The following is a 25,618-nucleotide window of genomic DNA, read 5'->3' as shown; positions in this document are numbered from 1 at the left end:
AGTACCTCATGGAGCCGTTCACCACGCACACCGGTATCGGAGTGCCGCTTCGGCGGTCCAACGTAGACACCGACCAGATCATTCCCGCCGTCTACCTCAAGCGTGTGGCGCGAACGGGTTTCGAGGACGCCCTGTTCGCGGCCTGGCGCGCCGATGAGGACTTCATCCTCAACGTCGAACCGTTCAGCCGGGGAAGCGTGCTGGTGGCCGGCCCCGATTTCGGGACCGGTTCCTCCAGGGAACACGCGGTCTGGGCGTTGAAGGACTACGGTTTCCGGGTCGTCATCTCCTCCCGGTTCGCCGACATCTTCCGAGGCAACGCGGGTAAGCAGGGGCTGCTCGCCGCGCAGTGCGAGCAGTCCGATGTGGAACTGCTCTGGAAGCTGCTCGAGTCCGAGCCCGGAACCGAGGTCACGGTGGATCTCGAGGCGCGCACCGTGAGCGCCAAGGACCTCACCATCGGCTTCGAGGTGGACGAGTACACACGCTGGCGGCTGCTGGAGGGCTTCGACGACATCGGCCTGACGATGCGTTCGGAGGACAGCATCGACGCTTTCGAACGAACCAGGCCGAGTTTCCTGCCCACCACGCAGGCCGCGCCCACCGTTTGATCGGGGTTTTCCGGTCGGTTCGTCGATCGCCCCGGGTCTTTTGCCGAGTTGGAAACGTCGGAGAACCCCGTGTCGGGGCGAGCACCCGCGGCTTCTCCCGCATCGTGTTCTCGCGAGGAAGGCCCGACCTCGGGTAGGTCGCTACCCGACGTCGGGTTTCCCGGGGTCGGCTGGAGGCTCCGCCGAGTGGGCGACCCGCCAACCGGGAAAACCTCCAGTGGGCGCCCGTCGGAGTTCCGCCGAAACTTGGCTGCTCGACTCCGGGCAGCGGGTGGACTCGTCCGAGCTCGCCGCCGCGCGCGGTTCGCGCCCACCGCGAGGCCACGAGGCATATCCCGGGAGCGGCGCTCGATGCGTCCCGTGCGGCTCGCGGACGCCGATCCGGCGCATCCCACGTAACCGGGACCGTGAGAACCGGCTCCGGCGGGGCGTGGGCGAGTCCCGCCCTGTCGGTGGTGCGTGGTTGCCCGGTGATTTCGGCCTTTTCGGCGTCGGACCAACTACTCCCGTGTGCCGACCACCCGCTGATTCCCTCGTCTCGGTTGCCTCCGAGGACTTACCGCTACGCGCTCCGGGCCCCGTCCGATGTCGGTTCACCGCAACCGAGAGCAGGTTGTGGGGTCCGCCCGCTGGCGCCTCACGGAAAACCGGGCGACAAAGCTCTGCCGGGGCCACAGCGGTTTTCTCCGGCTGCCAATGGTGCGCCACCACGCGAAAAGCGGGCGTGGCGAATGGCATCCACTCCCGCGGAGATTTACCGTGGCTCCTGAGTCGGCCCGGACGGGCCGTAGTTGTCCTGGGAGGGACTGACGTGAACAAGGCGCAACTAATCGAGGCATTGGCCGAACGCCTCGGTGACAAACAAACCGCGAGTCAGGCAGTGGACAACGTCGTGGATCTCATCGTCCGCAACGTCAACAAAGGCGAGAAGGTGAATATCACGGGCTTCGGCGTTTTCGAGAAACGAGCTCGTGCCGCCCGCACCGCCCGCAATCCGCGTACTGGGGAGGCGGTGAAGGTCCGCAAGACCAACGTCCCCGCTTTTCGGGCCGGTACACAGTTCAAGGAAGTGGTGGGCGGCCAACGAAAACTTCCCCGTGCGGCGGCGGCCAAGACCGGTACGGCGAGTCGCGGCACCGCCACGACCGCCAAGAGCACCTCCGGTGCCACCCGTACCGGAACCACCACGAGCCGTACCGGTAGGACGGGATCCCGCACCACCGCTGCCACCACGAGTGGGACGAGCAGCCGTAGTTCCACGGCGAAGACGGGTGCTGCCAAGACCGGTACGACCAAGAGCGGAACAGCGGCCAAGGAGACCACGAGCAAGGCGAGTACCACCAAGTCGGGCACTACCAAGTCCTCGACCGGGACCGGCGCGACGAAGTCCACCGGTACCGCCAAATCGGGCACCACGAAGTCGGCGGGTACCGGCAGGACGACGAGTTCCAAGTCGACCAGCGCTCGTTCGGCGACGAGCAAGAGTGGGGCCACGGGAGGAACCCGGGCGAAGACGGCAACGAGTCGGACGAGCGCCGCCACCGCTACCAGAACGAGTACCGCCAAGGCCAGCACCGCCAAGAGCGGAACGGCCAAGACCGGTACGGCCAAGGCGAGCACGAGCAAGGCGAGTACCGCCAAGTCGGGCACCACCAAGTCCTCGACCGGGACCGGCGCGACGAAGTCCACCGGTACCGCCAAATCGGGTACTACGAAGTCGGCGGGTACCGGCAGGACGACGAGCTCCAAGTCCGGCACCGGCAGGACACAGCAGGCGAAGAGCTCCACGACCTCGGCCAAGAAGTCCACTTCAGGGCGTAGCAACAAGAAGTGACGCCGGGGGTCGTGCCTTTCACACGTTTTCCGGCGTCGGCGCGGGGAAGTAGTCGGCGGCCGCCAACAGCGGTGCCGGGTGCGAACCGTCACCGGAATGCCCGTCACCGGAATGCGACGTGGTGAGGAAGGAGAGAACCCAGACACTGGCTTTACGGCTGTTGATCTCACCGAGCGAGAGCCCGTCCGAGCGGGCCAGTGAGCTCACCAGATCCGGAATGACACCGCCTTGGCTGCACACCACCGCGGTCCCCGGCTCGGCGGCGATGCGCAGCAGGCGTCGCCTCCCGGCCTCCGGATGGGCTCGATACGCCTCCTCGGAAAGCGCGGGTTCGGATTCGATGTTCGTCCGTAGACTCTCGGCGACGGAATCCACCGTCTGCTCGCAGCGCACCCTCGGCGCGGAATGGACACGTTCGGGGCCGAACAGTGAGAGCAGGCTGTGCAGCTGATTCCGTTGTCGCCATCCTGCTTCGCTGAGCGGTCGCAGGTTGTCGTCACCGTGGAATTCCGTGCGCTTGCCCGCTTCGGCGTGTCGTACCAACAGTACGGTGCTCATCGTGGTGGGCAGGCTCATGAACGAGTCCACCACGTCGTGGTCGTCCGCGTATGTCAACCACTCGTGAGCCCGTGTGGCGGGCACCCAGCGCAGTTCGTCGACCTCCTCGTTGGCGACGAACTCCCCGGGCAGCGCACGTGCGGCGAAGTAGTCCACGGACTTGGCGGCCCGCCCGTCTCTTCCCCGGGGGACCTCGTAACCGATCCTGCGCAGCCGACGGGACAGCACGCAGTTCAGCCCCGTTTCCTCGGTGACTTCCCGAGCGGCCGCTTGCGGGATCGTCTCCCCGGGGTCGAGCTTGCCCTTGGGAAGTGACCAGTCCCCGTAGCGCGGGCGGTGCACCACGGCGATCTCCGTGTGCTCGGTCGAACCCGGCCGCCAAAGCACCGCACCGGCAGCCCTTATCGTGGGCAGCGGGCCGGCGGAATCGCCGTGAATCGTCGCGGAGTTCGACGCAGGGGGTGGATCGATCTCGGAAGCGGATTCGGAGTTGGACATCTCGACTCACACCTTAGCGCCGTGCAGCCGCAGCATCTCCGTCTGGTGGTCCCGTACCTGCTGGTCCTGCCGCGGTGATGCCTCCCAGTCACCCTTCGAGTTGAGCACCCAGCAACGTGTCTGCGGGTGGAGTGCCGAATCCAGCAATGAGTCCAGCTCCGAGGTCAGCCTGGGATCGGTCACCTGTACCTGTGCCTCGATCCGCCGATCCAGATTCCGGTGCATCATGTCGGCACTCCCGATCCAGTGTTCGTCCGCACCCTGGAAATGAAACACCCTGGAATGCTCCAGGAACCTGCCGAGAATCGACCGGACTTCGATGTTTTCGCTCAGACCCTCGACTCCCGCCTGCAAGGCACAAATACCGCGTACCACGATCCGAACGGGAACTCCGGCGAGCGAGGCCCGATAGAGAGCATCGATGATCTGTTCGTCGACCAGCGAATTGATCTTCATCCGGATTCCTGCCGGTTTTCCCGTTCGCGCCAGCGCTATTTCGCCCTCGATTCGTTCGACTATCCCGGTTCGGATGCCCTGAGGTGAGACCAGAATCCTGCGATAAGTGTCGTGCCGCGCGTATCCGGTGAGTACGTTGAACAGATCGGTCAGATCGGCGCCGATATCGTCGTCGGCGGTGAGCAGTCCCAGATCCTCGTAAGTCCGAGCGGTTTTCGGGTTGTAATTGCCGGTCCCCAGGTGGCAGTAACGCCGCAGTGTCGCACCCTCCTGGCGCACCACGAGTGCCGTCTTGCAGTGGGTTTTCAATCCCACCAGGCCGTAGACCACGTGTACGCCGGAGCGTTCCAGGGCACGTGCCCACTGGATGTTGGCCTGCTCGTCGAACCGTGCCTTGAGCTCGACCAGCGCCACCACTTGCTTGCCCGCCTCGGCCGCGTCGATCAGCGAGTTGACGATCGGCGAGTCACCCGAGGTCCGGTACAACGTCTGTTTGATCGCGAGCACCTGCGGGTCCACGGCCGCCTGCTCTATGAAGCGCTGCACCGAGGTGGAGAACGCGTGGTAGGGATGGTGTAACAGCACGTCGCCCTCGCGTAATGTCGCGAAGATACTCTTGGACGTGTTGCCCTCCGCGAAGGCCGGATGAGTGGCGGGTACGACCGGCGAGCCCTTCAGATCCGGGCGTTGCAGTTTGCCCAGCTGGAACATGCAGGACAGATCCAGCAGCCCACGTACCTCCACGACGTCGTGCGGGTCCACGTCCAGTTCGCGCAACAGCAGGTCGAGCATCGTCCGGCTCATCGTGTCGGCTATTTCCAGCCGTACGGGCGGGCCGAATCGCCTGCGTGCCAGCTCGCGTTCCATGGCCTGCAGCAGGTCCTCGTCGCGGTCCTCCTCGACCTCCAGGTCCGCGTTACGCGTCACGCGGAAGATGTGGTGCTCGGTGACCTCCATGCCCGGGAAAAGTTTGTCCAGATGTGCCGCTATGAGCTCTTCGAGCGGGATGAACGTGCTCTGCGGCTGGTCCCGGTCGTCCTCCACCCGGATCAGCCGCGCCACGTTGGCGGGAACCTTGACCCTGGCGAACCGCTTGATCCCGGCCTCGGTGTCGGTGACCATCACCGCGAGGTTCAGCGAAAGCCCGGAAATGTAGGGGAACGGGTGCGCCGGATCGACGGCGAGTGGAGTCAGTACCGGGAAGACGTGGTCCTCGAAGTAGCGCGTCAGGTTCTCCCGGTCCCGGTTTTCGAGCCGCGCCCAACTCAGGATGCGGATGCCGTTGGCCTCCAGCTCCGGCAGCAGCTCGTCGAGGAAGACGCGGTCGAGCCGTTCAACCAGGTCCTGGTTGCGTGCCGAGATGCGGGTCAGCTGTTCGTGCGGCGAGAGCCCGTCGGCGCTGCGTACCGATAGTCCTGTTTCCTCGCGTCGTTTCAGCCCCGCCACGCGCACCATGTAGAACTCGTCCAGATTCGAGGCGAAGATGCCCAGGAACTTCACCCGTTCCAGCGGCGGTTGGGACCGGTCCTCGGCCACGGCCAGCACCCGGGCGTTGAAATCCAACCAGGACAGCTCACGATTGAGGTACCGATTCTCCGGCAGGTCCGTGCTGGCCACGGCTCTGGTGACCGCGGGAGGAGCCGCCGGTACGCGCGCGCGATCCGACTCGCCGTTACGCGTGGCCGCGTCGTCCGGCGCCGTTTCGGCCTCGGGCGTGATGGCTTCGGGCGCGTTCCGAGCGACCCTCTCGGGTGTCGTCCCGTGGCTGTTCCCTCGCATCGATTCGGAAAGCCGATCGTCGCCGTCCGTACTCACACCACTATTGTCACGCATGAGGTGGGGGCTACGCTCATCCGATCGGATGGTGACGGAGGTTACCCAAGCCGACCGGGGGTGAGTACTCCCCGAACGGCAGCGGTTTCGGTGGGGTTACCCCGTCCCCGAACAATCAATTTCGGGACGGGGTGGTTTCGAATTGTTTCCTCGTAGCAGTTTTCGGGTGTGGGAACCGAGCCCCAGGGCCTCCGCCGTACGTAGGTCGGTTTCGGTATCCACGTCGCAGCGCAACGACGCCCACGAGCCGAGGAGTGCCTTCGCGCCGCTCTCGCGGTGAGTCGTTGCCGAGTTCGTGCCGAACCCGGGACGTAGCGCGTCGCCGCCGCAGGCGAGCAACAGCGTGGTCCCGGTGCCCTGGCGGTCCGCGCAGTAGGAGCGTTCCGAGTCCGCCTCCGCGATCGCACCGTCCAGCTCGGGGCCGCGCAACGCCGGGAGATCGGCCTGCAGGGCGCCGACCCGGACCTTCGTGCCCCGTTCGCCGAGGAGGTGATCACCGTGTCGCAGTGCCGCGTTGAGCCCGGCCCGCGGTGAGTCGGGCAGCACCTCGACCCCGAGTTCGCGGAAGCGGCGCGCCAGCACCGCATCCGAGGTGACCACGAGCACTTCCCGTACCCGTTCGGCCGTTGCCGCTGCCAGGACGGTGTCCATCGCGAGCGCGGTAACCAGCTCGGCGTGCTCCTCGGAGAGGATTCGCTCGGTACGCAACCGGGTCTTTGCCAGGCGCAGTGGTTTGATCGGTACGAGCAGTTGGACTCCCACGGTCACACCGCCATTCTGCGCCTCACCGGGGAGAGGTCTCGCGACCGGTCAATCGGCGGTGCCCACCCCAACGGGTATGTTGGCAGCCGCTCAAACGGAAGGAGTTGGCGTGGCCGAGCCGAGGAGTTTGCGACGTTCCCGCGGCGCCACCAAAGAGCGTGGAAACGGCGTGGTCGGCAGAATCTGGTTGGCGATCGCCATCGTCGTGTTCTATCCGCTCAAGGCTTTGCTGGCGCGGACCAGGCTGATCGGGCTGGAGCACGTACCGGCCCAGGGCGGCGCGCTGTTGGTGCTCAATCACATCTCGCATCTCGATCCGATCTACGACGCGGTGTCGGTGCACCGAGCGGGCAGGCTTCCCCGCTTCCTGGCCAAACACACACTCTGGAACTACCCGGTGCTGCGCGGTGTGTTGCGTGGAGTCGAGCAGATCCCGGTGTATCGCGGCAGTGTGAACGCCCAGCAGAGCCTCCGGGAGGCGCACCGGGCCCTGGAACAGGGCAAGGTGGTGCTGATCTACCCCGACGGCACCATCACCAAGGACCCGGAGGGCTGGCCCATGATCCCCAAGGTGGGAGTGGCCAGGCTCGCCCTGGAACACGACGTCCCGGTGATTCCGGTGGCGAGATGGGGGACGAGGGAAATCCTCGACGGGTATCACAAACGTTTCCGCCCCTTCCCGCGCAAGCGGGTCACGCTGCGGTTCGGCGCCCCCGAGGACCTGGCCGAGTACCGCGCGGGGGAAGCCGATACCAAGGTGTTGCGCGAGGTCACCGAGCTGCTCATGCGTCGGGTACGCGATCAGCTGGCCGACATCCGGGAGGAGCCCGCGCCCTCCTCGTTCTACTCCGGTGCGAGGCGTGCGGAGCGGAACGACGACCATGTCTGAGAGCACCGTTTCCGGGCCGGAGCGCGGTGCGCTCCGGCGCGTGGCCGTGTTGGGGGCCGGATCCTGGGGAACCGCGTTCGCCAAGGTGCTCGCCGACGCGGGCACCGAGGTGCGACTGTGGGCTCGCAGGTCCCACGTGGCAGAGGAGATCGAGCGTCACCGCGTCAACACCGAGTACCTGCCGCGAACCCCGCTTCCCGGCCGGTTGCGTGCCACCGCCGACGCGGCGGAGGCGCTGCACGGGGCCGACGCGGTGGTACTCGCGGTGCCGAGTCAGACCCTGCGGGAGAACCTGACCGGTTGGCAACCCCTCCTCCCGGAGGGAGCCACGTTGGTCAGTCTGGCCAAAGGGGTCGAGTTGAGCACCCTGAAGCGGATGAGCCAGGTGATAGCCGAGGTGGCCGATGTACCCGCCGCTCGGGTGGCCGTCGTTTCCGGTCCCAATCTCGCCAAGGAGATCGCCGACGAACAGCCCACCGCCACAGTGGTCGCCTGTCCGGACCACGAGCGCGCGGTCGCGCTGCAACGTGCCTGCTCGACGGGGTACTTCCGGCCCTACACCAACACCGATATCGTCGGTGTGGAGGTGGCCGGTGCCTGCAAGAACGTGATCGCGCTCGCCTGCGGGGTGGCATCCGGGCTGGGATACGGCTCCAACACCATGTCCACTCTCATCACCAGGGGCATCGCCGAGACGACCCGCTTGGGAACGGCGCTGGGTGCCGAGCCCATGACCTTCGCGGGGCTGGCCGGAATGGGCGATCTGGTGGCTACCTGTGTGTCGCCGCTGTCCCGCAACCGCACGTTCGGGGAGCGCTTGGGACACGGTGATTCCGTGGCCGAGGCGCAGCGGGCCGCACACGGGCAGGTCGCGGAGGGCGTCAAGTCCTGTCGGTCGCTCTGCGAACTCGCTGCCGCCAACGGCGTGGAGATGCCGATAGCCGAAGTGGTCCACCGGGTGTGCCACGAAGGGCTGGAGCCGGTGCCCGCCGCAGCCGAGTTGCTGGGACGGGACCGTAAACCGGAATAGCGATCGAGATGCCGCACAGGAGGGAGAACCCGTTGTACGGGGACGGGACGCGCTGCGTACACGGTGGAGAGACCGAACCGGCGGCGGGGGAGTCGTTCATGCCCGGTCCGGTGTTCGCGGCCCCGTACCACCTCGGGGGGTCCGATCGCCTCGGCGACGTCGATTTCTACGGTCGGGGCGGGAATCCCACCTGGCGGGCGCTGGAAACCGCCGTCGGGGACCTCGACGGTGGAACGTGTCTGCTGCTGCCATCCGGGATGGCGGCTATCGGTACTCTGTTGCGAGCCGTACTGCACGCCGGTGACGTACTGGTGCTGCCCACCGACGGCTACTACGCCACCAGGGAGTTCGTGCGGACCGAACTCGCCGAGCTGCACCTGCGGGTCAAGGAGGTTCCGACCGCGGGCCCCTTCCCGGACGACGTTTTCGACGGCGCCCGGCTGGTGTTGCTGGAGACTCCGTCCAATCCCGGTCTCGACGTCTGCGACATCGCGGCGCTGTCCGAGCGTGCTCACGCCGCGGGCGCGCTGGTGGCCGTGGACAACACGACCGCCACGCCGTTGGGGCAGCGGCCGTTGGAACTCGGTGCCGACGCGGTGGTGGCCAGTGACACGAAGGCCCTGTGCGGGCACAGCGACCTGTTGCTCGGCCACGTCAGTGTGCGTGACGAGGAACTCGCGCAACGTCTCGGCCGAGTACGAACCCTTTCCGGGGCGATTCCGGCACCGTTCGAGACCTGGCTGGCGCATCGCAGCATGGCGACGCTCGACCTCCGTCTCGCCCGGCAGGCCGAGAACGCGGCGGCGCTCGCCGAGGCGTTGTCCGGTCATGAGGAGGTCACGGGAGTTCGCTGGCCCGGCATGCCGAGCGATCCCGCGCACGAGGTGGCGAGTCGGCAGATGCGCCGGTGGGGTGGTGTGCTGCGCTTCGAACTGCGGGATGCCGAGGCGGTGCGGCGGTTCGTCGACCGCAGTCACCTCGTTTCCGGCGCGACCAGTTTCGGTGGGGTGCACAGCACCGTGGACCGGCGTGCCCAGTGGGGCGATCCCGTTCCGGAGGGCTTCGTGCGGTTCTCGGCAGGCTGTGAGGACCCTGCCGATCTCGTGGCCGACGTCCTCGCGGCACTGCGGCGGTAGTGATGCTCTGCTCCGATGTCCGCGGAGCGATGGCCGCTGGAACACCCGGTTCGCGCGGCGAGAGCTCTCGGCACGCGGCGAGTCGGTATCGCACGGTAGTGTGAGATCTTGCGAACTCCGGGGGATTTCCTTGCCGTAGCGTCCCGTTCCTGGTTCACTTTCCGTCGTGTTTTTGCGCGCTGCGAAGGCGAACCCGACGGCGGTCCGGCGTCCGGCCGGTCAGTACTGCCATGTCGAGCTGCGCCTGGTAGCGAGCGCGCTGTGTCCTTCGCGTCGAGTTTCCCCCTGATCACGGATCGTTGATCCGCCGATCCCGCGTTTCCACTTCTCCCGTACTGTCGCGAAGGACTCTCCACCGTGTTCGCTGTTCCACCGAATACTGTTCTCCACGCGCCCGAACGCACCCGGGCGCATCCGGCGTTGATAGCCCGTGAGATCGCGGCCGATCGCCGCGGTTGGGCGCACCTGGTGCGCTACGACCGGGAACAACGTTGGTCCGAACTGCTGCGACGCACAGACGACCACGAGGTCTGGATCCTGAGCTGGTTGCCCGGCCAGCACACCGAGCTTCACGATCACGGAGGTGCCGACGGTGCCTTCACCGTGATCGCCGGTGTGCTGAACGAACGCGCCGTTCGGTCCGATTCCGGGCACCACCAGGCCGAGGCGCTGCACACGCTCGTCGCGGGCCAGTCCCGGGTCTTCGGTCCCAACTACGCCCACCAGGTGCACAACGAGGGGCCGGATCCGGCGATCAGCATTCACGTGTACCGCCCGGGCAGGGCACTCAACCCGACCGGCTGATTACGACTTCGCGGTCGACAGCTTCCGGACGAAGTGTGTGGAAGGGGCGGTGAACCCGCTGTTCGCGTACAACCGGTGCGCGGCGTGACGCCCGTTCCCGGAATCGAGGTGGATCTCGTCCAGCCCAGAGGTCTCGGCTTCGCGCGCGATCCAGCGCAGCAGTTCGCTCGCGTACCCGTTTCCCCTGGCTCGTGGCAGCGTGCACAGATCGTCGACGTACAGGTAGCTGCCCCAGGCCAGGCACTCACCGGCCCGGAATCCCGCCGCCGCCACCGCTCGCTGTTCCGAGTCGAGGGCCGCGATCAGGCGATACCCGTGCTGCCGCTGCCTGTCCACCGCGGCCAGGAAGTCGGCCATGTCGCTCAACCGTGGGCGTAGTTCCCGGAGTACCGGGTACGCCGTGGCCGTCTCCGCCTGGTCGAGTTCTCTGATCAGCAACGCGGCACCTTTCTCGGATGTGTGGACCTGTGGACCGTATCCGCAGCTTCTCCCGAGTGGTGGCATCATTGAAGGGCCAATCAGGGAGTGTTCGAAAATGCCACCCAGGGCTTCCGTGTCCGGAGCGCCACCGCTGGAACTGGCGCTCGAGCTGGACCGCGCAGGTGCCCGGCCGTTGGCGGTTCAGTTGGCCGAGGCGCTGCGTGGCGCCGCGACGAGAGGTCAGCTACGACGCGGTGACCGGCTGCCGTCCACTCGCGCGCTCGCCCGGCACCTCGACGTCAGCCGTACCGTCACGGCGGCCGCGTACGAACAGCTTCACGCCGAGGGGTGGATCGCGGGCAGACACGGTTCCGGCACCTACGTCACCGCCGCGCCGCCGGGAGTGGACGGGGTGGCACGGGGTGGAACAGTCGTCGAGAGCGAGGCGGACACGAGCCGGGGAGTGGTGCTGGCCCCGGGAGCGCCGTGGTCGCAGGGGATAGACCGTGCCGCTTGGCGGCGTGCCTGGCGTGCGGCCGGGGACAAGGCACCATCCACCATGCCCTATCGGGCCGGGGTGCCGGAGTACCGTGCGGTCGTGGTGGAGCACCTGTTGCGCCATCGAGGCCTGGTGGTCGAAGGTCCCGCCGAGAACTCGGTACTGGCCACGGCCGGTACCACCGCCGCGCTGGCCGAACTGGCCGCCGCCGTGCTGCCGCCCGGTGCGGTCGTGGCGATCGAGGAACCCGGATACCAGCGAGCGGTGGGTGCGCTGCGCACGGGGGGCATTGAGGTGTTCCCCGTCCCCGTGGACCACTCCGGTCTCCTCGTCGAGCGGATTCCCGAGCACGTCGACGCCGTCTACTGCTCGCCCGCACACCAGTACCCACTCGGCGGCAGAATGCCAGCCCAGCGGCGAACCGCGCTGATCGAACGGGCACGCACGGCGAACTGGCTGATCGTCGAGGACGACTACGACGGCGAGTTGCGCTACGATGTGGCTCCGTTGCCCGTGCTGGCGGCCCTGGCGCCGGATGTGGTCGTGCATCTGGGTACCACCAGCAAGATTCTCACTCCCACCCTCGGCGTCGGCTGGCTGTTGGCTCCCGAATGGGTGACCACCGCGGTGCTGGAGTATCGCGAACGCACCGGCACCCGCCCCGCCCCGGCCGGGCAGTGGTTGCTCACCGAGTTCGCCGCGAACGGGGATCTGGGCAGGCACCTGCGGCGACTGCGCCGCGAGCTGTCCGGCCGTAGGGAGCTGGTCGTCGAGGCCTTCGAGCGGGCGGGTGTCGAAATGTTCGGTGATCGTGCCGGGGCGCACGTCGTGGTTCCGCTGCCGGACGGCGACACCGAAAGTCGCATCATGGCCGCCCTGCGTCGGCGGGGAGTGCTCGTCGATGGTCTGCGCAGGCATCACCAGGCCGAACAGCAGTGGTACGGACTGGCTCTCGGCTACGCCGTGTGCGGCAGGCGGGAACTGCGTGAGACCTTGCCGATCCTGGTCTCGGAGATCGTCGGCGGTTGATCCGCCGCTTACGGTGTGTCCCCCGCACGCGAGGTATGGTGCTGCGTATGGCTGAACGCAAGATCCGGGTGGCGGTTGTTTTCGGCGGACGCAGTACCGAGCACGGTATTTCCTGCCTCTCCGCGGGTAGTGTGCTGGCTCATCTGGATCGGCGGCGTTTCGAGGTCGTTCCCGTGGGAATCACCCGTGACGGAGCCTGGGTCCTCGGGCCGGACGACGAGGAGCAGCTACGACTCAGGGACCGGGTCGAACCGGAGATCACCGACGGCAAGGCGTTGACGCTGCCCGCGGATCCCGGCAGCCGTGAACTGGTGTCGCTGGAGTCGGGCAGCGTGGGGCAGGTGCTGTCCGGGGTGGATGTGGTGCTGCCGATGCTGCACGGTGCTTTCGGTGAGGACGGCACCATCCAGGGGCTGCTCGAGATGGCCGGTATCCCGTACGCCGGGCCGGGTGTGCTCGCCAGCGCGGCAGCCATGGACAAGGAGTTCGCCAAGAAACTCCTCGCGGCCGAGGGGCTGGAGGTCGGCACCTACGAGGTGCTGCGTCGCGGCGAGACCACATTGGACGAGGCTCGGAAGGGCAGGCTGGGCCTGCCGGTGTTCGTCAAACCGGCCCGCGCCGGATCATCGGTGGGAATCACCAAGGTCACCGATCACGCCGAGCTCGACGCCGCCGTCGCCGAGGCGCGACGTGTCGATCCCAAGGTGATCGTCGAGTCCGCGCTGTCCGGTCGCGAGATCGAGTGCGGGGTGCTGGAGTTCCCGGACGGAGAGGTGGCCGCTTCGGCGCCTGCCGAGCTGCGCGTCGAGGGTGGTTCGGGCTGGTACGACTACGACTCGAAGTACCTCGACGACGACACCGAGTTCGACGTGCCTGCCAAACTTTCCGACGAGGAGACGGAGCGGCTGCGTGCGGCCGCGCTCGGCGCTTTCCACGCCCTGGACTGCCAGGGGTTGGCCCGGGTCGACTTCTTCCTGACCGAGGAGGGGCGGCCGGTGGTCAACGAGGTGAACACCATGCCGGGATTCACTCCGATCTCGCTGTACCCGCGCATGTGGGCACACGCGGGTGTCGGCTATTCGAGCCTGCTGAACACCCTGTTGGACACCGCCGTGGCCCGCGGCACCGGCCTGCGGTGACCGGTCGGAGACGGGAAGCAGTCAGTTGAACACGTCCTGCTTGGGCAGGTGCTCGTCGAGGATCCGGGAGACGTCCTGGACCGGGCCGATTCCGGTGTCGTTCGATCCGGTGACCGCGACGTAGACCGACCGGTCGACCGCCAACCAGGTGGTGGTTTCACCGCTGCTGATCGGCAGCCAGCTCACCCCGGAGATCACCATCAGCTCGGAGGTGGGTTTCAGCTCGGCCGGGGCAGTCAGCCCGCACCGCAGACTGACCGGGTCGTGCTCGGCGTCACCCCAAGCCACCGTGCCCGCCGGTTTCGGGTCGGCCAGTTCACGTCGTGGTACCGCGGAACCGTCGAGGCGCAGTTTGGCGGGCAGGGCACCCAGCACCGTCGTGCACTCCGCCGAGTTCGCTTCCGGAGCCTTCACCGGGGGCAACGCCAGCGGTCCGCTGCGGTCGGCCGTCGTGTCCGCGGCGGATTCCTCCTCTGGCCGGGCGTGCTCTCCGGTCCCGCCGCTGAGGACCCCCAGCGTGGCCACGCCCGCCGCCAGTAGTACACCGAGCGACAACGCGATGATCAGTACGACCCGGGGTGGCCCGGATCCGAATTGTTCCCGCACATCACCCACTACAGCACGAGCGACGCGGGCGATGCGGACCGGTGCGTCCCGCGGGAAGGAGCGGAGCACGCGCCGGGCGAGTCACCGTCCCGAGCGAGCCGAGACGTTCCCACCCGGTGCGAGGCCGGGCGGTTCGGAGAACCACCGGCCGGTGGGTAGGTGCTCAGAGATGCACGACCGGACACGTCAGCGTGCGGGTTATCCCCTCCACGTTCTGAATGTTGGCCACCACCATCTTGCCGAGTTTGTCCACGTTCTCGGCCTCGGCGCGCACGATGACGTCGTACGGCCCCGTCACGTCCTCGGCGCTGATGATCCCGGTGTTCCCGGATATCTCGGACGCCACCGCTGCGGCTTTGCCTACCTCGGTCTGAATGAGGATGTATGCCTGGACCACGGGTGTGCCCCTTCGTCTCGTCGGAAGCGTTCGAGGTGGAAACTGGAAGCTGTTTACGACTTGGTCGAGCGGTAGGCGTACCGGCCCGGCCGAGTCGGCGCCCGGGGACTCACGGAACACCGCGAGCAGTGGCCGAGCGACGTGGCCGGGGTAAACCGTCCCGCGACGCGTCCGACTCACCCACCGGAACGGGGGCGGCCGGGCAGGCCGGTGCTGTCCCGAGGGCCGGATTCAGTCCCCGAACGGGCAAGTTACCGCATTGAGCCGCGTGGACGCGCAACGAAAGGAAGATCCAGTTGACTCCCGAGGAGAGACCGGACGCACGGACCGTCTCACAGGTGGGTGAGTTCGGTCTCATCCGGAGAGTGACCGAGCACCGGAACCAGCCGAGCAGCACCCTCCTCGGCCCGGGTGACGACGCCGCCGTGCTCACCGCTCCGGATGGCAGGGTCGTGGCCACCACCGACGTGCTGGTGCAGGACGTGCACTTCCGGCTGGACTGGTCCGGTCCCCGGCACGTGGGCCGCAAGGCCGTGGCCGTGAACCTCTCCGACATCGCGGCGATGGGGGCGGTTCCAACCGGCCTGCTGGTGGGGTTGGGGTGTTCCGGGGAAGTAACCGCGGAGTTCGTCGACGAACTGGCCGCGGGCATGTGGGAGGAGGCGCGGCGCGCGGGCACCGCCCTGATAGGCGGTGACATGGTCACCTCGAACCAACTGACCGTCTCGGTGACCGCGCTGGGAGACCTGCGGGGCAGAAAACCGGTGACACGGGAGGGGGCGCGACAGGGCGATGTCGTGGCACTGGCAGGCAGCCTGGGGTGGTCGGCGGCCGGGCTCGCGGTGCTGGCTCGTGGATTCCGCTCCCCGTTGTCGGTGGTCGGTGCGCACCGGGTGCCCGAGCCGCCCTACGAGGCCGGGCCCGCCGCGGCGATGGCCGGAGCCACTTCGATGATCGACATCTCGGACGGGCTGCTCGCGGACATGGGGCATGTCGCGGATGCTTCCGGGGTTTCGGTGGACATCCGCACCGACCAGCTCGAAGTGCCGCAGCGACTGCTGGAGGTAGCCTCGGCGCTGGGTGCCGATCCCGGCGACTGGGTACTCAACGGTGGTGAGGACCAGGCGTTGGTGGCGACCTTCCCCGGCGACGACGAGCTTCCCGAAGGGTGGCGTCCCATCGGTCGGGTTCGCCAGGGCCGAGGTGTCACCGTGGACGGTGCCGAGCACACCGAGCGGACCGGCTGGCAGCACTGGCGGCATTGAACAGCCCGGCCGGGTACTCGGTCGGTTCTCATACCCGATCCCGTGATGTGACAGGCACCCAGGGGGGCGGTGCTGATGATCAAAAGGTCGCTAGGGTCATGGCCCGTGACCAGGAGCCCGTTGAACGAGATTGTGGAACCAGGCTGGGCCGAGGCGCTCGCGCCGGTGTCCGACCGGATAGCCGCCATGGGCGATTTCCTGCGCTCGGAAGTCGCCGCCGGACGCGAGTACCTGCCGGCAGGGGAGAACGTACTGCGCGCCTTCCAACAGCCGTTTCGGGATGTGCGAGTGCTCATCGTGGGGCAGGATCCCTACCCGACGCCGGGGCATCCCGTCGGCTTGAGCTTCTCGGTCGCTCCGGATGTCGATCCCGTGCCACGCAGTCTGGCCAACATCTTTCGTGAGTACTGTGACGATCTCGGCCATCCCCACCCCTCCAACGGTGATCTCACGCCGTGGACCGAGCGGGGCGTGCTGTTGCTCAACCGCGCGTTGACCGTGCAGCCGGGCAAATCGGCCTCGCATCGCGGCAAAGGGTGGGAGGAAGTCACCGATCAGGCCATCAAGGCGCTGGCACAACGGCCCGAACCGCTGGTGGCGATTCTGTGGGGACGGGACGCGCGGAGCCTGCGTCCGTTGATGCCCGGCGTCGGGTGCGTCGAGTCGCCCCACCCGAGCCCCATGTCAGCCGACCGAGGATTCTTCGGTTCGCGGCCCTTCAGCCGTGCGAACGAGATGTTGCGGGAAATGGGGGCGGAACCGGTCGACTGGAAACTTCCGTGACCACGGAGATCCGTCCCGCTCCGTGAATGAATGGGCCCGCTCCGTTGCGTGCGATCGCCGTCCGCGACCGGGCGTCGACGGGAGTGGGCCCATGCGAGGGGATGAGGAAGCGCCGCCCCCGTTGGGGCCCCCGGCGCCCACCGGGCGAAAAACGCTCGGCCGGTTGTACCGACCGAGCGTTCTTGACGAGTGATCGCGACGGCGTGTCGCCGTCATTGTCTCAGCCGCGCACGACCTTACCCGCCTTCAGGCAGGAAGTGCACACGTTCATCCGCTTGCGCTGCGTCGGGCTGACCTTGGCGCGCACGGTCTGAATGTTCGGGTTCCACCTGCGCTTGGTGCGCCGGTGAGAGTGCGAGACCGCCATGCCGAAACCCGGTCCCTTGTTGCAGACGTCGCAGACGGCAGCCACGTCAGACACCCCTTACTTCGCTCGAATCTCCGTCCCCGCGTCGTCACCCGACGCGGGTCATGCTCGTGCGGTGACAGCGCTGTTGGGCAACGCGGCTACCCCCGCGCCGGTGAAGGCTGTCCACCCAGGGGTGACTACGTGCCCGTACACCGCCGTTCGGGCAACGCGCGAAGCAGTGCACGTTCCCCGAGCCGTCGCCTCGCGGCGCGGCATTGGCCCCGCTCCGCTGTGGTGCGAGGTCTTCCCGTGGCGATACCCGATGCCAGCGTGACTGGCCTTACCTGGGTTTCCAGCGGGCTGTCACGACGCAACTCGCCGCCGATTCAGGTCCTCGGGCGAACCGGCTCGGTTCTCACCGATCCTTGCCGAGTTCCATCACGTCGGAGTTTAGCAACACGCGTCGACCCGGTTGGACACGGCGGGAGGTCCATCGACCGGAAGCCCGCCGCAGGTGCCGGACCACGGCCGGTGAGAGGCCCCCGCATCTGGAGTTCCGGCGCAACCGACGCGGTGGGTGCTCACTGTCCCGTCGCTCACCTCCATCCCGGCCGCGGCGACTATTCTCAGCGGCGACCGGGACGAGTGTGGTCCACCCATTGGAGGAACGGTGCTGCAGGCGTTGGACGGCCCCGCCGTACGGCGTTGGGCCGAGTTGGCAGTGCTCGCGCTGACCGCGAACCGCGCGGCCATCGACCACATCAACGTCTATCCGGTCGCCGACAACGACACCGGCACCAATCTGCTGCAGACGATGCGCGCGGCCGCGGAAGCGGCGAACACCGCTGCCGAGGAGCGCTCCGACCTGGTGCTGGCAGCGCTGGCGGACGGGGCGCTGCACAGTGCCCGCGGCAATTCCGGGCTGTTGCTCTCGCAGGTGCTGCGCGGCATCGCCCAACAGGCCGAGGGACGATCCCCCATGGGTGCGGATCTGTTCCGGGAAGCGTTACACCGTGGTCTCCAGCTGGCAGGGCAGTCGGTGGCCCGGCCGGTGGAGGGAACCCTGCTGACCGTGCTGCGCGCGGCCGTCGACGCCTGCCGGGACGCGGCCGACGAACTTCCCGAGGTGGTCGGAGCCGCGACCAGGGCCTCGATCAAGGCGTTGCGACTCACCCGCACGCAACTTCCGGTGCTGAACTCGGCGGGAGTGGTCGACGCCGGGGGACGTGGAATCGTCATCCTGCTCGACTCGTTGCACGCGGTGGTCTGCGACGCACAACGACTCGCGGCGGACAGCCCCGCCGTGCTGGACTCCGCCCCGTCCGCCGTCGAGCTGCCTCGACACGACTCGGACTACGAGTACGAGGTCATGTACCTGCTCTCCGACGCGCCCGCCTCCGTGGCCGCCGACCTGCGAAGTCGTCTCGCCGGGCTCGGCGACTGCGTGTCGGTGGCCGACGCGGGGCAGGTCCTTCCGGACCCGAGCACCCCCGCCACCTGGGCGATACACGTGCACTGCGACGACATCGGTGCGGCCATCGAGTCGGGTGTCGAACTCGGCAGGGTTCACGGCATCCGTGTCACCAGGTTCGCCGACCAGCTCGGCGAAGCCGCGCGCGGCGGCTCCGGACAGCGCGCTCACACCGCGAGCGGCGACCTCGCGGAGGGGCGTGTCGTACTCGCGGTCACGCGCGGCGGGCGGTTGGAAACTCTCTTCCGCGCGGAAGGCGCGTTGACGCTGCACATCGACGAGCAGGGTGTGCCGGAGGCGCGAGAGCTCCTGGAGGCGATCCTGGACACCGGTTACGGGGACGTGCTGCTGCTGCCCAACGAGGAATCGTTGGCACGCCCCGCCGAGGACGCGGCGCAGGCCGCGCTGCGGGCGGGGATCGAAGTCGTGGTGGTGCCCACGGCCTCACCGGTGCAGGGACTGGCCGCGCTGGCGGTGCACGATCCGAATCGCAGGACCGCCGACGACACCGTGGCGCTGGCGGAGGCGGCCGCGGCGACCCGCCGCGGTGAGCTGAGCGTAGCGGCGGGGGAGGCACTGACCTGGGTCGGCTACTGCCGCAGGGGAGACCTGTTGGGCATGTTGGACGGCGAGGTCGTGCTCATCGATGACGACAGGCAGCGGGCGGCCTGTCTGCTGTTGGACCGGATGCTCTCCTCGGGCGGCGAACTGGTCACCGCGTTGATTCCGGAGCACGCCCCGAGCGCCCTGTCCACCGTGCTGGCCGAGCACCTGCGTGGAACCCATCCCGAGGTCGAGCTGATCTGCTATCCCTGCGGGGAGTCGACCACCGAACTGATGCTGGGAGTCGAGTGAACCTCGTGCCCGGACCAGGCCCGGAATCCAGGGGCGGGCAACCGTTGTCGGCCGTCTCGGATAACTTGACCGTTGAACACCGATACGAGCCCTCGGGCGTCACCGCGCCGGCCGAAGCGGCTCGGTCGGCCTACGACGTCGAAAGTACGGCTCCGCGAGCCGTGGCACTACTGGTGAAGCGATGACCGGGTGGGACACCAAGCTCGACCGGGTGTTGGGCGGCAAGACCGCCAAGGCCCTCAACAGCTCGTTCGGCATGTCCACAGTGGGCGACCTGCTGCGGCACTATCCCCGCCGTTACGCGGAGCGCGGTGAACTCACGGCTATCGGCGGGCTCGAGATCGGGGAACACGCCACCGTGCTCGCCAGGGTCGAGAGAGTCGGCAAACGCAAGATGCGGTCACGCCGCGGCACGATCCTGCAGGCACGCATCACCGACGGTTCTCGTTCCATGTCCTGCACGTTTTTCAACCAGGCATGGCGCGAACGCGAACTCCTCCCCGGCAGAAGGGGGATGTTCGCGGGGAAGGTCACGGCCTACCGCAACGAGCTGCAGCTCGCCCATCCCGAGTACCAGTTGTTCACCGATGAGGGCGAGGTCGACGCGCAGGACGCCGCGCGTGATTTCGCGGCCGCCCTGATCCCGGTGTATCCCGCCGCGCAGGGGCTGCCCTCCTGGTCCCTGGCACGTTGTGTGGCCCAGGTGCTCGACGGTTGGGAGGGAGTCGAGGACCCGCTGCCGGAACCGTTGCGTGAGCGCGTCGGGCTGCTCGGGTTGAACCAGGCGTTGAACTGGATACACCGGCCGGATGGGACGAAGCAGATCGAAGAGGCACGCCACCGGCTGAAGTGGGACGAAGCGCTGGGGGTGCAGCTGTCGCTGGCCAGGTCGCGGCTGCGGCAGGACGCGCGACCCGCCCCGGCCTGCCCGCCGATAGACGGAGGCGTGCGGGCGGACTTCGATCGGCGTCTGCCGTTCGCGTTGACCGAGGGGCAGGTCGAGGTCGGCGAACAGCTCGCCGCGGACCTGTCCGAACGACATCCGATGAATCGTCTGGTGCAGGGCGAGGTCGGTTCGGGCAAAACCGTGGTGGCGCTGCGTGCCATGCTGCAGGTGGTCGACTCCGGCAGGCAGGCCGCGATGCTGGCCCCGACCGAAGTTCTCGCGGCCCAGCACGCCCGCTCACTCCGGGAGCTGCTCGGAGAACTGGCCCGGGCGGGCGAGTTCGATTCCCCGGAGCACGCCACCAGGGTCACCCTGCTGACCGGCTCGTTGTCCGCGGCGCAGCGGAAGCAGGCGTTGCTGGACGCGGCTTCCGGAGCGGCGGGGATAGTGGTCGGCACCCACGCGTTGATCCAGGATGAGGTCTCGTTCGCCGATCTCGGACTGGTGGTGGTCGACGAGCAGCACCGGTTCGGGGTCGAGCAACGGGACGCGCTGCGGGGCCGTGCCGCCGAACAGGCCTGTCCGCACCTGCTGGTGATGACCGCGACCCCGATTCCGCGTACGGTCGCGATGACCGTTTTCGGGGATCTGCGCACTTCCGCGCTGCGCGAGCTGCCCCGAGGCCGGTCCCCGATCAGCACCACCGTGGTTCCGGCCGCGGAGAAACCGGCCTGGCTCGATCGGGTGTGGCAGCGTGTCACCGAGGAGGTGACCGCCGGGCGGCAGGTGTACGTGGTCTGTCCCAGGGTGGGGGACGGGACTGTCGTCGACTCCGAGGGGAGCTCGCGGGCCGGGGGCGAGTCCACCGACGGGGAGGTCGTGCCGGAACCCGTGGCGGACCGACCGGGTGGGGCGGAGGAGAACAACTCGCGACGTCCTCCGCTCGCCGTGGTCGAACTCGCCGAGCGACTGCGGCAGGGGCCGTTGCGGGACCTTCGTCTCGGAGCGCTGCACGGGAGGCTCGCCGCGGACGACAAGGACGCGGTGATGCGCCGGTTCGCCGCCGGTGAACTCGACGTGCTCGTGGCGACCACCGTGATCGAGGTCGGTGTCGACGTGCCGAACGCTTCCACGATGGTGATCATGGACGCGGACCGGTTCGGGATGAGCCAACTCCACCAGTTGCGCGGCCGAGTGGGCCGGGGGAGTGCTCCCGGGTTGTGTCTGTTGGTGACCGAGGTGATGCCCCAGACACCCGCTCGCGGGCGGCTGGATGCCGTCGCCTCGACCACCGACGGGTTCGAACTGGCCAGGCTCGATCTGCTGCAACGTCGCGAGGGTGACGTGCTCGGCGAGGCGCAGTCCGGTACGAAGTCCGCGCTCCGGATGCTGTCGCTGGTGCACGACGAGGAGATCATCGCCGAGGCGGGCAGCGAAGCGGAGGCCGTGGTACGGCAGGATTCCGAACTGCGCGCCCACCCGGGGCTGGCCGGGATGATCACCGAACTCCTCGCCGAGGAGCGTGCCGGGTTTCTGGAGAAGTCCTAACGGGAATTCGTGGCCCGGTTTTCGTAGCCGCTTCCGTGGCGGACCCCCGCCCGGGAGCTCGCGCGGAGAGTGGCGCCGGTGCCGGGCGGCGTACCGGGTGGGAGCCGGCGAGACCGCGGTTCCGCCACCGAACGTGGTAACCACCCAGGGTGGAATTTCGTGACTTACATCTCATCGGGTGATGGTGTGGCCACGCCGCCGGCTGGTGCGTTGGCGCGTAGCGCGCGAACATCGACACCCGCGGTATTCGTTTCCCCTGATTCCAGCAACGGTCCGATCGAAAACATCCGTCGCATTCGTGTTTTTGTGAATATGTTGATTATTTCTACTGGTTGATCCTTGTTCGCCGACCCCGGATTTTGCAGGTCGCATCCGAGGTTCTTGTGGATCATGAGTTCCATCACGCGAGAACAGCTCCCGAAGAGGAGAATTTTCGGGGTATTGTTCGCAGGCGATCCGACACCTGCCCCAGGAGGTAGCCGGCATGTTCCGCAAGGTCCTCGTCGCCAACCGTGGCGAGATTGCCATCCGCGCGTTCCGCGCCGGATACGAGCTCGGCGCGAAAACCGTGGCCGTGTTTCCCCACGAGGATCGCAACTCACTGCACCGGCTGAAGGCGGACGAGTCCTACGAGATCGGCGATGCCGGTCACCCGGTTCGGGCCTACCTGTCCGTCGAGGAAATCATCCGTGCGGCCCGAACAGCGGGCGCCGATGCGATCTATCCGGGTTACGGCTTCCTGTCCGAGAACCCCGACCTGGCCGAGGCCTGTCAACGGGCCGGTATCACCTTCATCGGCCCGTCACACGAGATTCTCCAGCTCACCGGCAACAAGGCCAGTGCGGTCCGGGCCGCCAAGGCGGCGGGGGTGCCCGTACTCGAGTCCTCCACCCCATCCGACGACGTCGAGGAACTGATGACCTCCGCCGGGGACATGCGGTTCCCGGTGTTCGTCAAGGCCGTGGCGGGCGGCGGTGGTCGCGGCATGCGCAGGGTCAATGATCTCGAGTCGCTGCGCGAGGCGCTGGAAGCCGCCATGCGCGAGGCCGAATCCGCCTTCGGGGACCCCACCGTGTTCCTTGAGCAGGCCGTGGTCAACCCACGGCACATCGAGGTGCAGATCCTCGCCGATTCGACGGGCAACGTGGTTCACCTCTACGAACGCGACTGCTCGGTACAGCGCAGGCACCAGAAGGTCGTGGAGATCGCCCCGGCCCCGAACCTGGACCCGCAGCTGCGGGAACGGATCTGCGCCGACGCGGTCGCCTTCGCGCGGGAGATCGGATACGTCAACGCGGGAACGGTGGAGTTCCTCGTCGACGAGCAGGGGCGGCACGTGTTCATCGAGATGAATCCCCGGATTCAGGTGGAACACACCGTCACCGAGGAGGTCACCGACGCCGATCTGGTGCAGTCCCAGGTGCGTATCGCCGCGGGGGAGGCGCTGCCGGACCTCGGCATGTCCCAGGACGGCATCCGGCTGCGCGGTGCGGCGCTGCAGTGCCGAATCACCACCGAGGATCCGGCCAACGGTTTCCGGCCCGACACCGGAATGATCAGTGCCTACCGCTCGCCGGGCGGTGCGGGTGTCCGGCTGGACGGCGGCACTGCCTTCTCCGGCAGCAGCGTCAGCGCTCACTTCGACTCCATGCTGGTCAAGTTGACCTGTCGTGGCCGGGACTTCGACACCGCCGTGGCGCGGGCGAGACGGGCCGTGGCGGAGTTCCGGATCCGTGGTGTGGCCACCAACATCCCGTTCCTGCAGGCGGTGCTCGACGACCCTGACTTCGGCGCCGGAAGGATCACCACGTCCTTCATCGACGAGCGCCCCAAGCTGTTGACCGCGCGCCACTCGGCCGACCGGGGGACCCGGCTGCTGAGCTACCTGGCGGACGTGACCGTCAACCGTCCCTACGGGGAACGCCCGGCCGCTCCCGAGCCGAGGCACAAACTGCCCGCCGCCGATCTCGACACCCCGCCGCCCGCGGGATCGAAGGACCGGCTCGACCGGCTGGGACCGGAGGGCTTCGCGCGGTGGCTGCGGGACTCCGACGCGGTGGGGGTCACCGAGACGACGTTCCGGGACGCTCACCAGTCCCTGCTCGCCACCCGGGTCCGCACCAAGGATCTCACCACGGTCGCTCCGCACGTGGCCCGCACGACGCCCGAACTGCTCTCGCTGGAGTGCTGGGGCGGTGCCACCTACGACGTCTCGTTGCGGTTCCTGGCCGAGGACCCGTGGGAGAGGTTGGCCGCGCTGCGCCGAGCCGTGCCCAACATCTGTCTGCAGATGCTGCTGCGCGGGCGCAACACGGTCGGCTACACGCCCTACCCCACCGAGGTGACCGAGCACTTCGTGGCGGAGGCCACCGACACCGGTATCGACATCTTCCGGATCTTCGACGCGCTCAACGACGTGGAACAGATGCGCCCGGCCATTCGGGCGGTGCGCGACACCAAGCGTTCCGTGGCGGAGGTGGCGCTCTGCTACACGGGTGATCTCTCCGACCCCGAGGAGCGGATCTACACCCTGGACTACTACCTGCGGTTGGCGGAGCGGATCGTCGAAGCGGGTGCGCACGTGCTGGCGATCAAGGACATGGCCGGACTGCTGCGTCCGCCCGCCGCCGCCACGTTGGTCTCCGCGTTGCGGCGCGAGTTCGATCTGCCGGTGCACCTGCACACCCACGACACCCCCGGTGGACAGCTGGCCACCTACCAGGCCGCCGTGCAGGCCGGGGTGGACGCCGTGGACGGTGCGTCCGCGTCGCTGGCCGGAACGACCTCGCAGCCCGCCCTCTCCTCGATCGTGGCCGCCACCGACCACACCGAACGGGAGACCGGTCTGGATCTGGACGCGGTGTGTGATCTGGAGCCCTACTGGGAGTCGGTCCGCAAGATCTACCGGCCCTTCGAAGCGGGACTGGCGGCTCCCACGGGACGTGTCTACCGGCACGAGATTCCCGGCGGGCAGCTGTCCAACCTGCGGACGCAGGCCGTGGCGCTCGGGCTCGGCGACAAGTTCGAGGAGATCGAGGCGATGTACGCCGCGGCCGACCGCATGCTCGGTCGGCTGGTCAAGGTCACTCCGTCCTCGAAGGTCGTGGGGGACCTGGCGCTGCACCTGGTCGGAGCCGGAGTGGACCCGGCCGAGTTCGAGGCCGAGCCCCACAGGTTCGACATCCCGGATTCGGTGATCGGGTTCCTGCAGGGCGAGCTCGGTGATCCGCCCGGTGGTTGGCCCGAACCGTTCCGTAGCCGTGCCCTGCAGGGCAGGCCCGCCGAACGTCAACTGGTCGAACTCTCCGAGGAGGACCGCAAGGGGTTGGCGACCGACCGGCGGGAGACGTTGAACCGGCTGCTGTTCCCCAAACCCACCAAGGAGTTCAACGAGCACCGGCACTCCTACGGCGACACCTCGCTGCTGAGCAGCAAGGATTTCTTCTACGGGCTGCGTGCGGGCGAGGAGTACGCCGTGGACCTGGACCAAGGCGTGCGGTTGCTGATCGGCCTGGAGGCGATCAGCGAGGCCGACGAACGTGGTGTACGCACCGTCATGGCCATCCTCAACGGCCAGATGCGCCCCATACAGGTCAGGGACCGTTCGGTCGCCTCCGAGTTCCCCGTCGCCGAGAAGGCCGAACGCACCAACCCGGCGCACGTCGCCGCGCCGTTCTCCGGGGTGGTCACGCTCTCCGCCACGGAGGGCGAAACGGTCGAGACCGGCCAGACGGTCGCCACCATCGAGGCGATGAAGATGGAGGCGGCGATCACCGCCCAGCAGAGCGGCACGGTCAAGCGTGTGGCCATCGGTGCGGTACAGCAGGTCGAGGGTGGCGATCTGGTCATCGAGATCGGCTGAACGATTCCGCCACTCGGCTCCTCCGGAGGACCGCGGTTCTTCCGGGGGAGCCGCGGCTCCTCGCCCGGCGGCTCCCCCGCTCGCGAACCGGCGTGGTG

21 protein-coding genes are annotated in these 25,618 nt (G+C 67.9%); 14 read left to right on the top strand and 7 right to left on the bottom strand.

The genetic code is table 11. The features are described 5' to 3' along the window. Positions 1-8 precede the first annotated feature (8 nt). Positions 9-611: a 3-isopropylmalate dehydratase small subunit gene (leuD, locus tag ACOQFL_RS07345; protein ID WP_435543321.1), complete on the top strand. Its 603-nt coding sequence runs from the start codon at positions 9-11 to the stop codon at positions 609-611. 811 nt (positions 612-1,422) lie between these two features. Beyond that, complete coding sequence (locus ACOQFL_RS07340) at positions 1,423-2,445, top strand: HU family DNA-binding protein (protein WP_435543320.1); 1,023 nt, start codon at positions 1,423-1,425, stop codon at positions 2,443-2,445. 18 nt (positions 2,446-2,463) lie between these two features. Here ACOQFL_RS07340 and ACOQFL_RS07335 read toward each other — a convergent pair whose 3' ends face one another. The 3 genes from ACOQFL_RS07335 to cofC form a co-directional block, all read right to left on the bottom strand. After that, positions 2,464-3,501, bottom strand: coding sequence for an NUDIX hydrolase (locus tag ACOQFL_RS07335; protein ID WP_435543319.1), 1,038 nt, complete (start codon positions 3,499-3,501; stop codon positions 2,464-2,466). Positions 3,502-3,507: 6 nt separating this feature from the next. Next, positions 3,508-5,790, bottom strand: coding sequence for an RNA degradosome polyphosphate kinase (locus ACOQFL_RS07330; RefSeq protein ID WP_435543318.1), 2,283 nt, complete (start codon positions 5,788-5,790; stop codon positions 3,508-3,510). A 96-nt stretch (positions 5,791-5,886) separates the two neighbouring features. Beyond that, on the bottom strand, positions 5,887-6,558 hold the full coding sequence (gene cofC / locus ACOQFL_RS07325) for a 2-phospho-L-lactate guanylyltransferase (RefSeq protein ID WP_435543317.1): 672 nt from the start codon (positions 6,556-6,558) through the stop codon (positions 5,887-5,889). Positions 6,559-6,661: 103 nt separating this feature from the next. Between cofC and ACOQFL_RS07320 the strand changes: the two genes are divergently transcribed. The 4 genes from ACOQFL_RS07320 to ACOQFL_RS07305 all read left to right on the top strand — a co-directional run bounded on the left by ACOQFL_RS07320 (position 6,662) and on the right by ACOQFL_RS07305 (position 10,411). Further along, entirely contained in the window at positions 6,662-7,441 is a 780-nt protein-coding gene (locus tag ACOQFL_RS07320; RefSeq protein ID WP_435543316.1) for a lysophospholipid acyltransferase family protein, read from the top strand. After that, positions 7,434-8,471: an NAD(P)H-dependent glycerol-3-phosphate dehydrogenase gene (locus ACOQFL_RS07315; RefSeq protein ID WP_435543315.1), complete on the top strand. Its 1,038-nt coding sequence runs from the start codon at positions 7,434-7,436 to the stop codon at positions 8,469-8,471. Before ACOQFL_RS07320 ends, ACOQFL_RS07315 begins: the two co-directional genes overlap by 8 nt. A gap of 8 nt (positions 8,472-8,479) precedes the next feature. After that, a complete protein-coding gene (locus ACOQFL_RS07310; RefSeq protein WP_435543314.1) occupies positions 8,480-9,607 on the top strand; it encodes a cystathionine gamma-lyase in 1,128 nt (375 codons plus the stop codon). A 357-nt stretch (positions 9,608-9,964) separates the two neighbouring features. Beyond that, positions 9,965-10,411, top strand: a complete 447-nt coding sequence (locus ACOQFL_RS07305; RefSeq protein WP_435543313.1) for a cysteine dioxygenase — start codon at positions 9,965-9,967, stop codon at positions 10,409-10,411. On the opposite strand, the gene ACOQFL_RS07300 is transcribed toward ACOQFL_RS07305, so the two are convergent. Then, positions 10,412-10,849, bottom strand: coding sequence for a GNAT family N-acetyltransferase (locus tag ACOQFL_RS07300; protein WP_435543312.1), 438 nt, complete (start codon positions 10,847-10,849; stop codon positions 10,412-10,414). It abuts the gene before it with no gap. A 97-nt stretch (positions 10,850-10,946) separates the two neighbouring features. On the opposite strand from ACOQFL_RS07300, the gene pdxR reads away from it, so the two are divergent. Then, positions 10,947-12,359, top strand: a complete 1,413-nt coding sequence (pdxR, locus tag ACOQFL_RS07295; protein WP_435543311.1) for a MocR-like pyridoxine biosynthesis transcription factor PdxR — start codon at positions 10,947-10,949, stop codon at positions 12,357-12,359. 47 nt (positions 12,360-12,406) lie between these two features. Beyond that, entirely contained in the window at positions 12,407-13,498 is a 1,092-nt protein-coding gene (locus tag ACOQFL_RS07290; protein WP_435543310.1) for a D-alanine--D-alanine ligase family protein, read from the top strand. Between the two features lie 21 nt (positions 13,499-13,519). Here ACOQFL_RS07290 and ACOQFL_RS07285 read toward each other — a convergent pair whose 3' ends face one another. Together ACOQFL_RS07285 and ACOQFL_RS07280 are read right to left on the bottom strand one after the other, a co-directional pair. After that, the gene (locus ACOQFL_RS07285) at positions 13,520-14,104 is read right to left on the bottom strand and encodes a DUF3515 domain-containing protein (protein WP_435543309.1); all 585 of its coding nucleotides are present in this window, start codon (positions 14,102-14,104) and stop codon (positions 13,520-13,522) included. A gap of 163 nt (positions 14,105-14,267) precedes the next feature. Then, on the bottom strand, positions 14,268-14,501 hold the full coding sequence (locus ACOQFL_RS07280; protein WP_043572263.1) for an Lrp/AsnC ligand binding domain-containing protein: 234 nt from the start codon (positions 14,499-14,501) through the stop codon (positions 14,268-14,270). 296 nt (positions 14,502-14,797) lie between these two features. On the opposite strand from ACOQFL_RS07280, the gene ACOQFL_RS07275 reads away from it, so the two are divergent. Together ACOQFL_RS07275 and ACOQFL_RS07270 are read left to right on the top strand one after the other, a co-directional pair. Next, complete coding sequence (locus tag ACOQFL_RS07275; RefSeq protein ID WP_435543308.1) at positions 14,798-15,766, top strand: thiamine-phosphate kinase; 969 nt, start codon at positions 14,798-14,800, stop codon at positions 15,764-15,766. Positions 15,767-15,871: 105 nt separating this feature from the next. Next, the gene (locus tag ACOQFL_RS07270) at positions 15,872-16,549 is read left to right on the top strand and encodes a uracil-DNA glycosylase (RefSeq protein ID WP_435543307.1); all 678 of its coding nucleotides are present in this window, start codon (positions 15,872-15,874) and stop codon (positions 16,547-16,549) included. A 220-nt stretch (positions 16,550-16,769) separates the two neighbouring features. On the opposite strand, the gene rpmB is transcribed toward ACOQFL_RS07270, so the two are convergent. Further along, on the bottom strand, positions 16,770-16,961 hold the full coding sequence (rpmB, locus tag ACOQFL_RS07265; RefSeq protein WP_092632132.1) for a 50S ribosomal protein L28: 192 nt from the start codon (positions 16,959-16,961) through the stop codon (positions 16,770-16,772). A gap of 607 nt (positions 16,962-17,568) precedes the next feature. On the opposite strand from rpmB, the gene ACOQFL_RS07260 reads away from it, so the two are divergent. From ACOQFL_RS07260 to ACOQFL_RS07245, 4 genes are all read left to right on the top strand, one after another. After that, positions 17,569-19,224 carry a DAK2 domain-containing protein gene (locus tag ACOQFL_RS07260; RefSeq protein ID WP_435543306.1) on the top strand — a complete coding sequence of 552 codons (1,656 nt, stop codon included), beginning with the start codon at positions 17,569-17,571 and terminating at the stop codon, positions 19,222-19,224. 181 nt (positions 19,225-19,405) lie between these two features. Next, positions 19,406-21,658 (top strand): ATP-dependent DNA helicase RecG, encoded by a 2,253-nt coding sequence (gene recG / locus ACOQFL_RS07255; protein ID WP_435543305.1) that lies wholly within the window; start codon positions 19,406-19,408, stop codon positions 21,656-21,658. Between the two features lie 159 nt (positions 21,659-21,817). Further along, positions 21,818-21,994, top strand: coding sequence for a hypothetical protein (locus tag ACOQFL_RS07250; protein ID WP_435543304.1), 177 nt, complete (start codon positions 21,818-21,820; stop codon positions 21,992-21,994). Between the two features lie 148 nt (positions 21,995-22,142). Continuing rightward, a complete protein-coding gene (locus ACOQFL_RS07245; protein ID WP_435543303.1) occupies positions 22,143-25,520 on the top strand; it encodes a pyruvate carboxylase in 3,378 nt (1,125 codons plus the stop codon). The last annotated feature ends 98 nt before the right edge of the window (positions 25,521-25,618 follow it).

The organism is Actinopolyspora sabaoui (assembly GCF_051225635.1).
Taxonomy (GTDB): Bacteria; Actinomycetota; Actinomycetes; order Mycobacteriales; family Pseudonocardiaceae; genus Actinopolyspora.
Note: the sequence above shows the minus strand (reverse complement) of the source record. Positions and strands in the feature narration are given on the sequence as shown.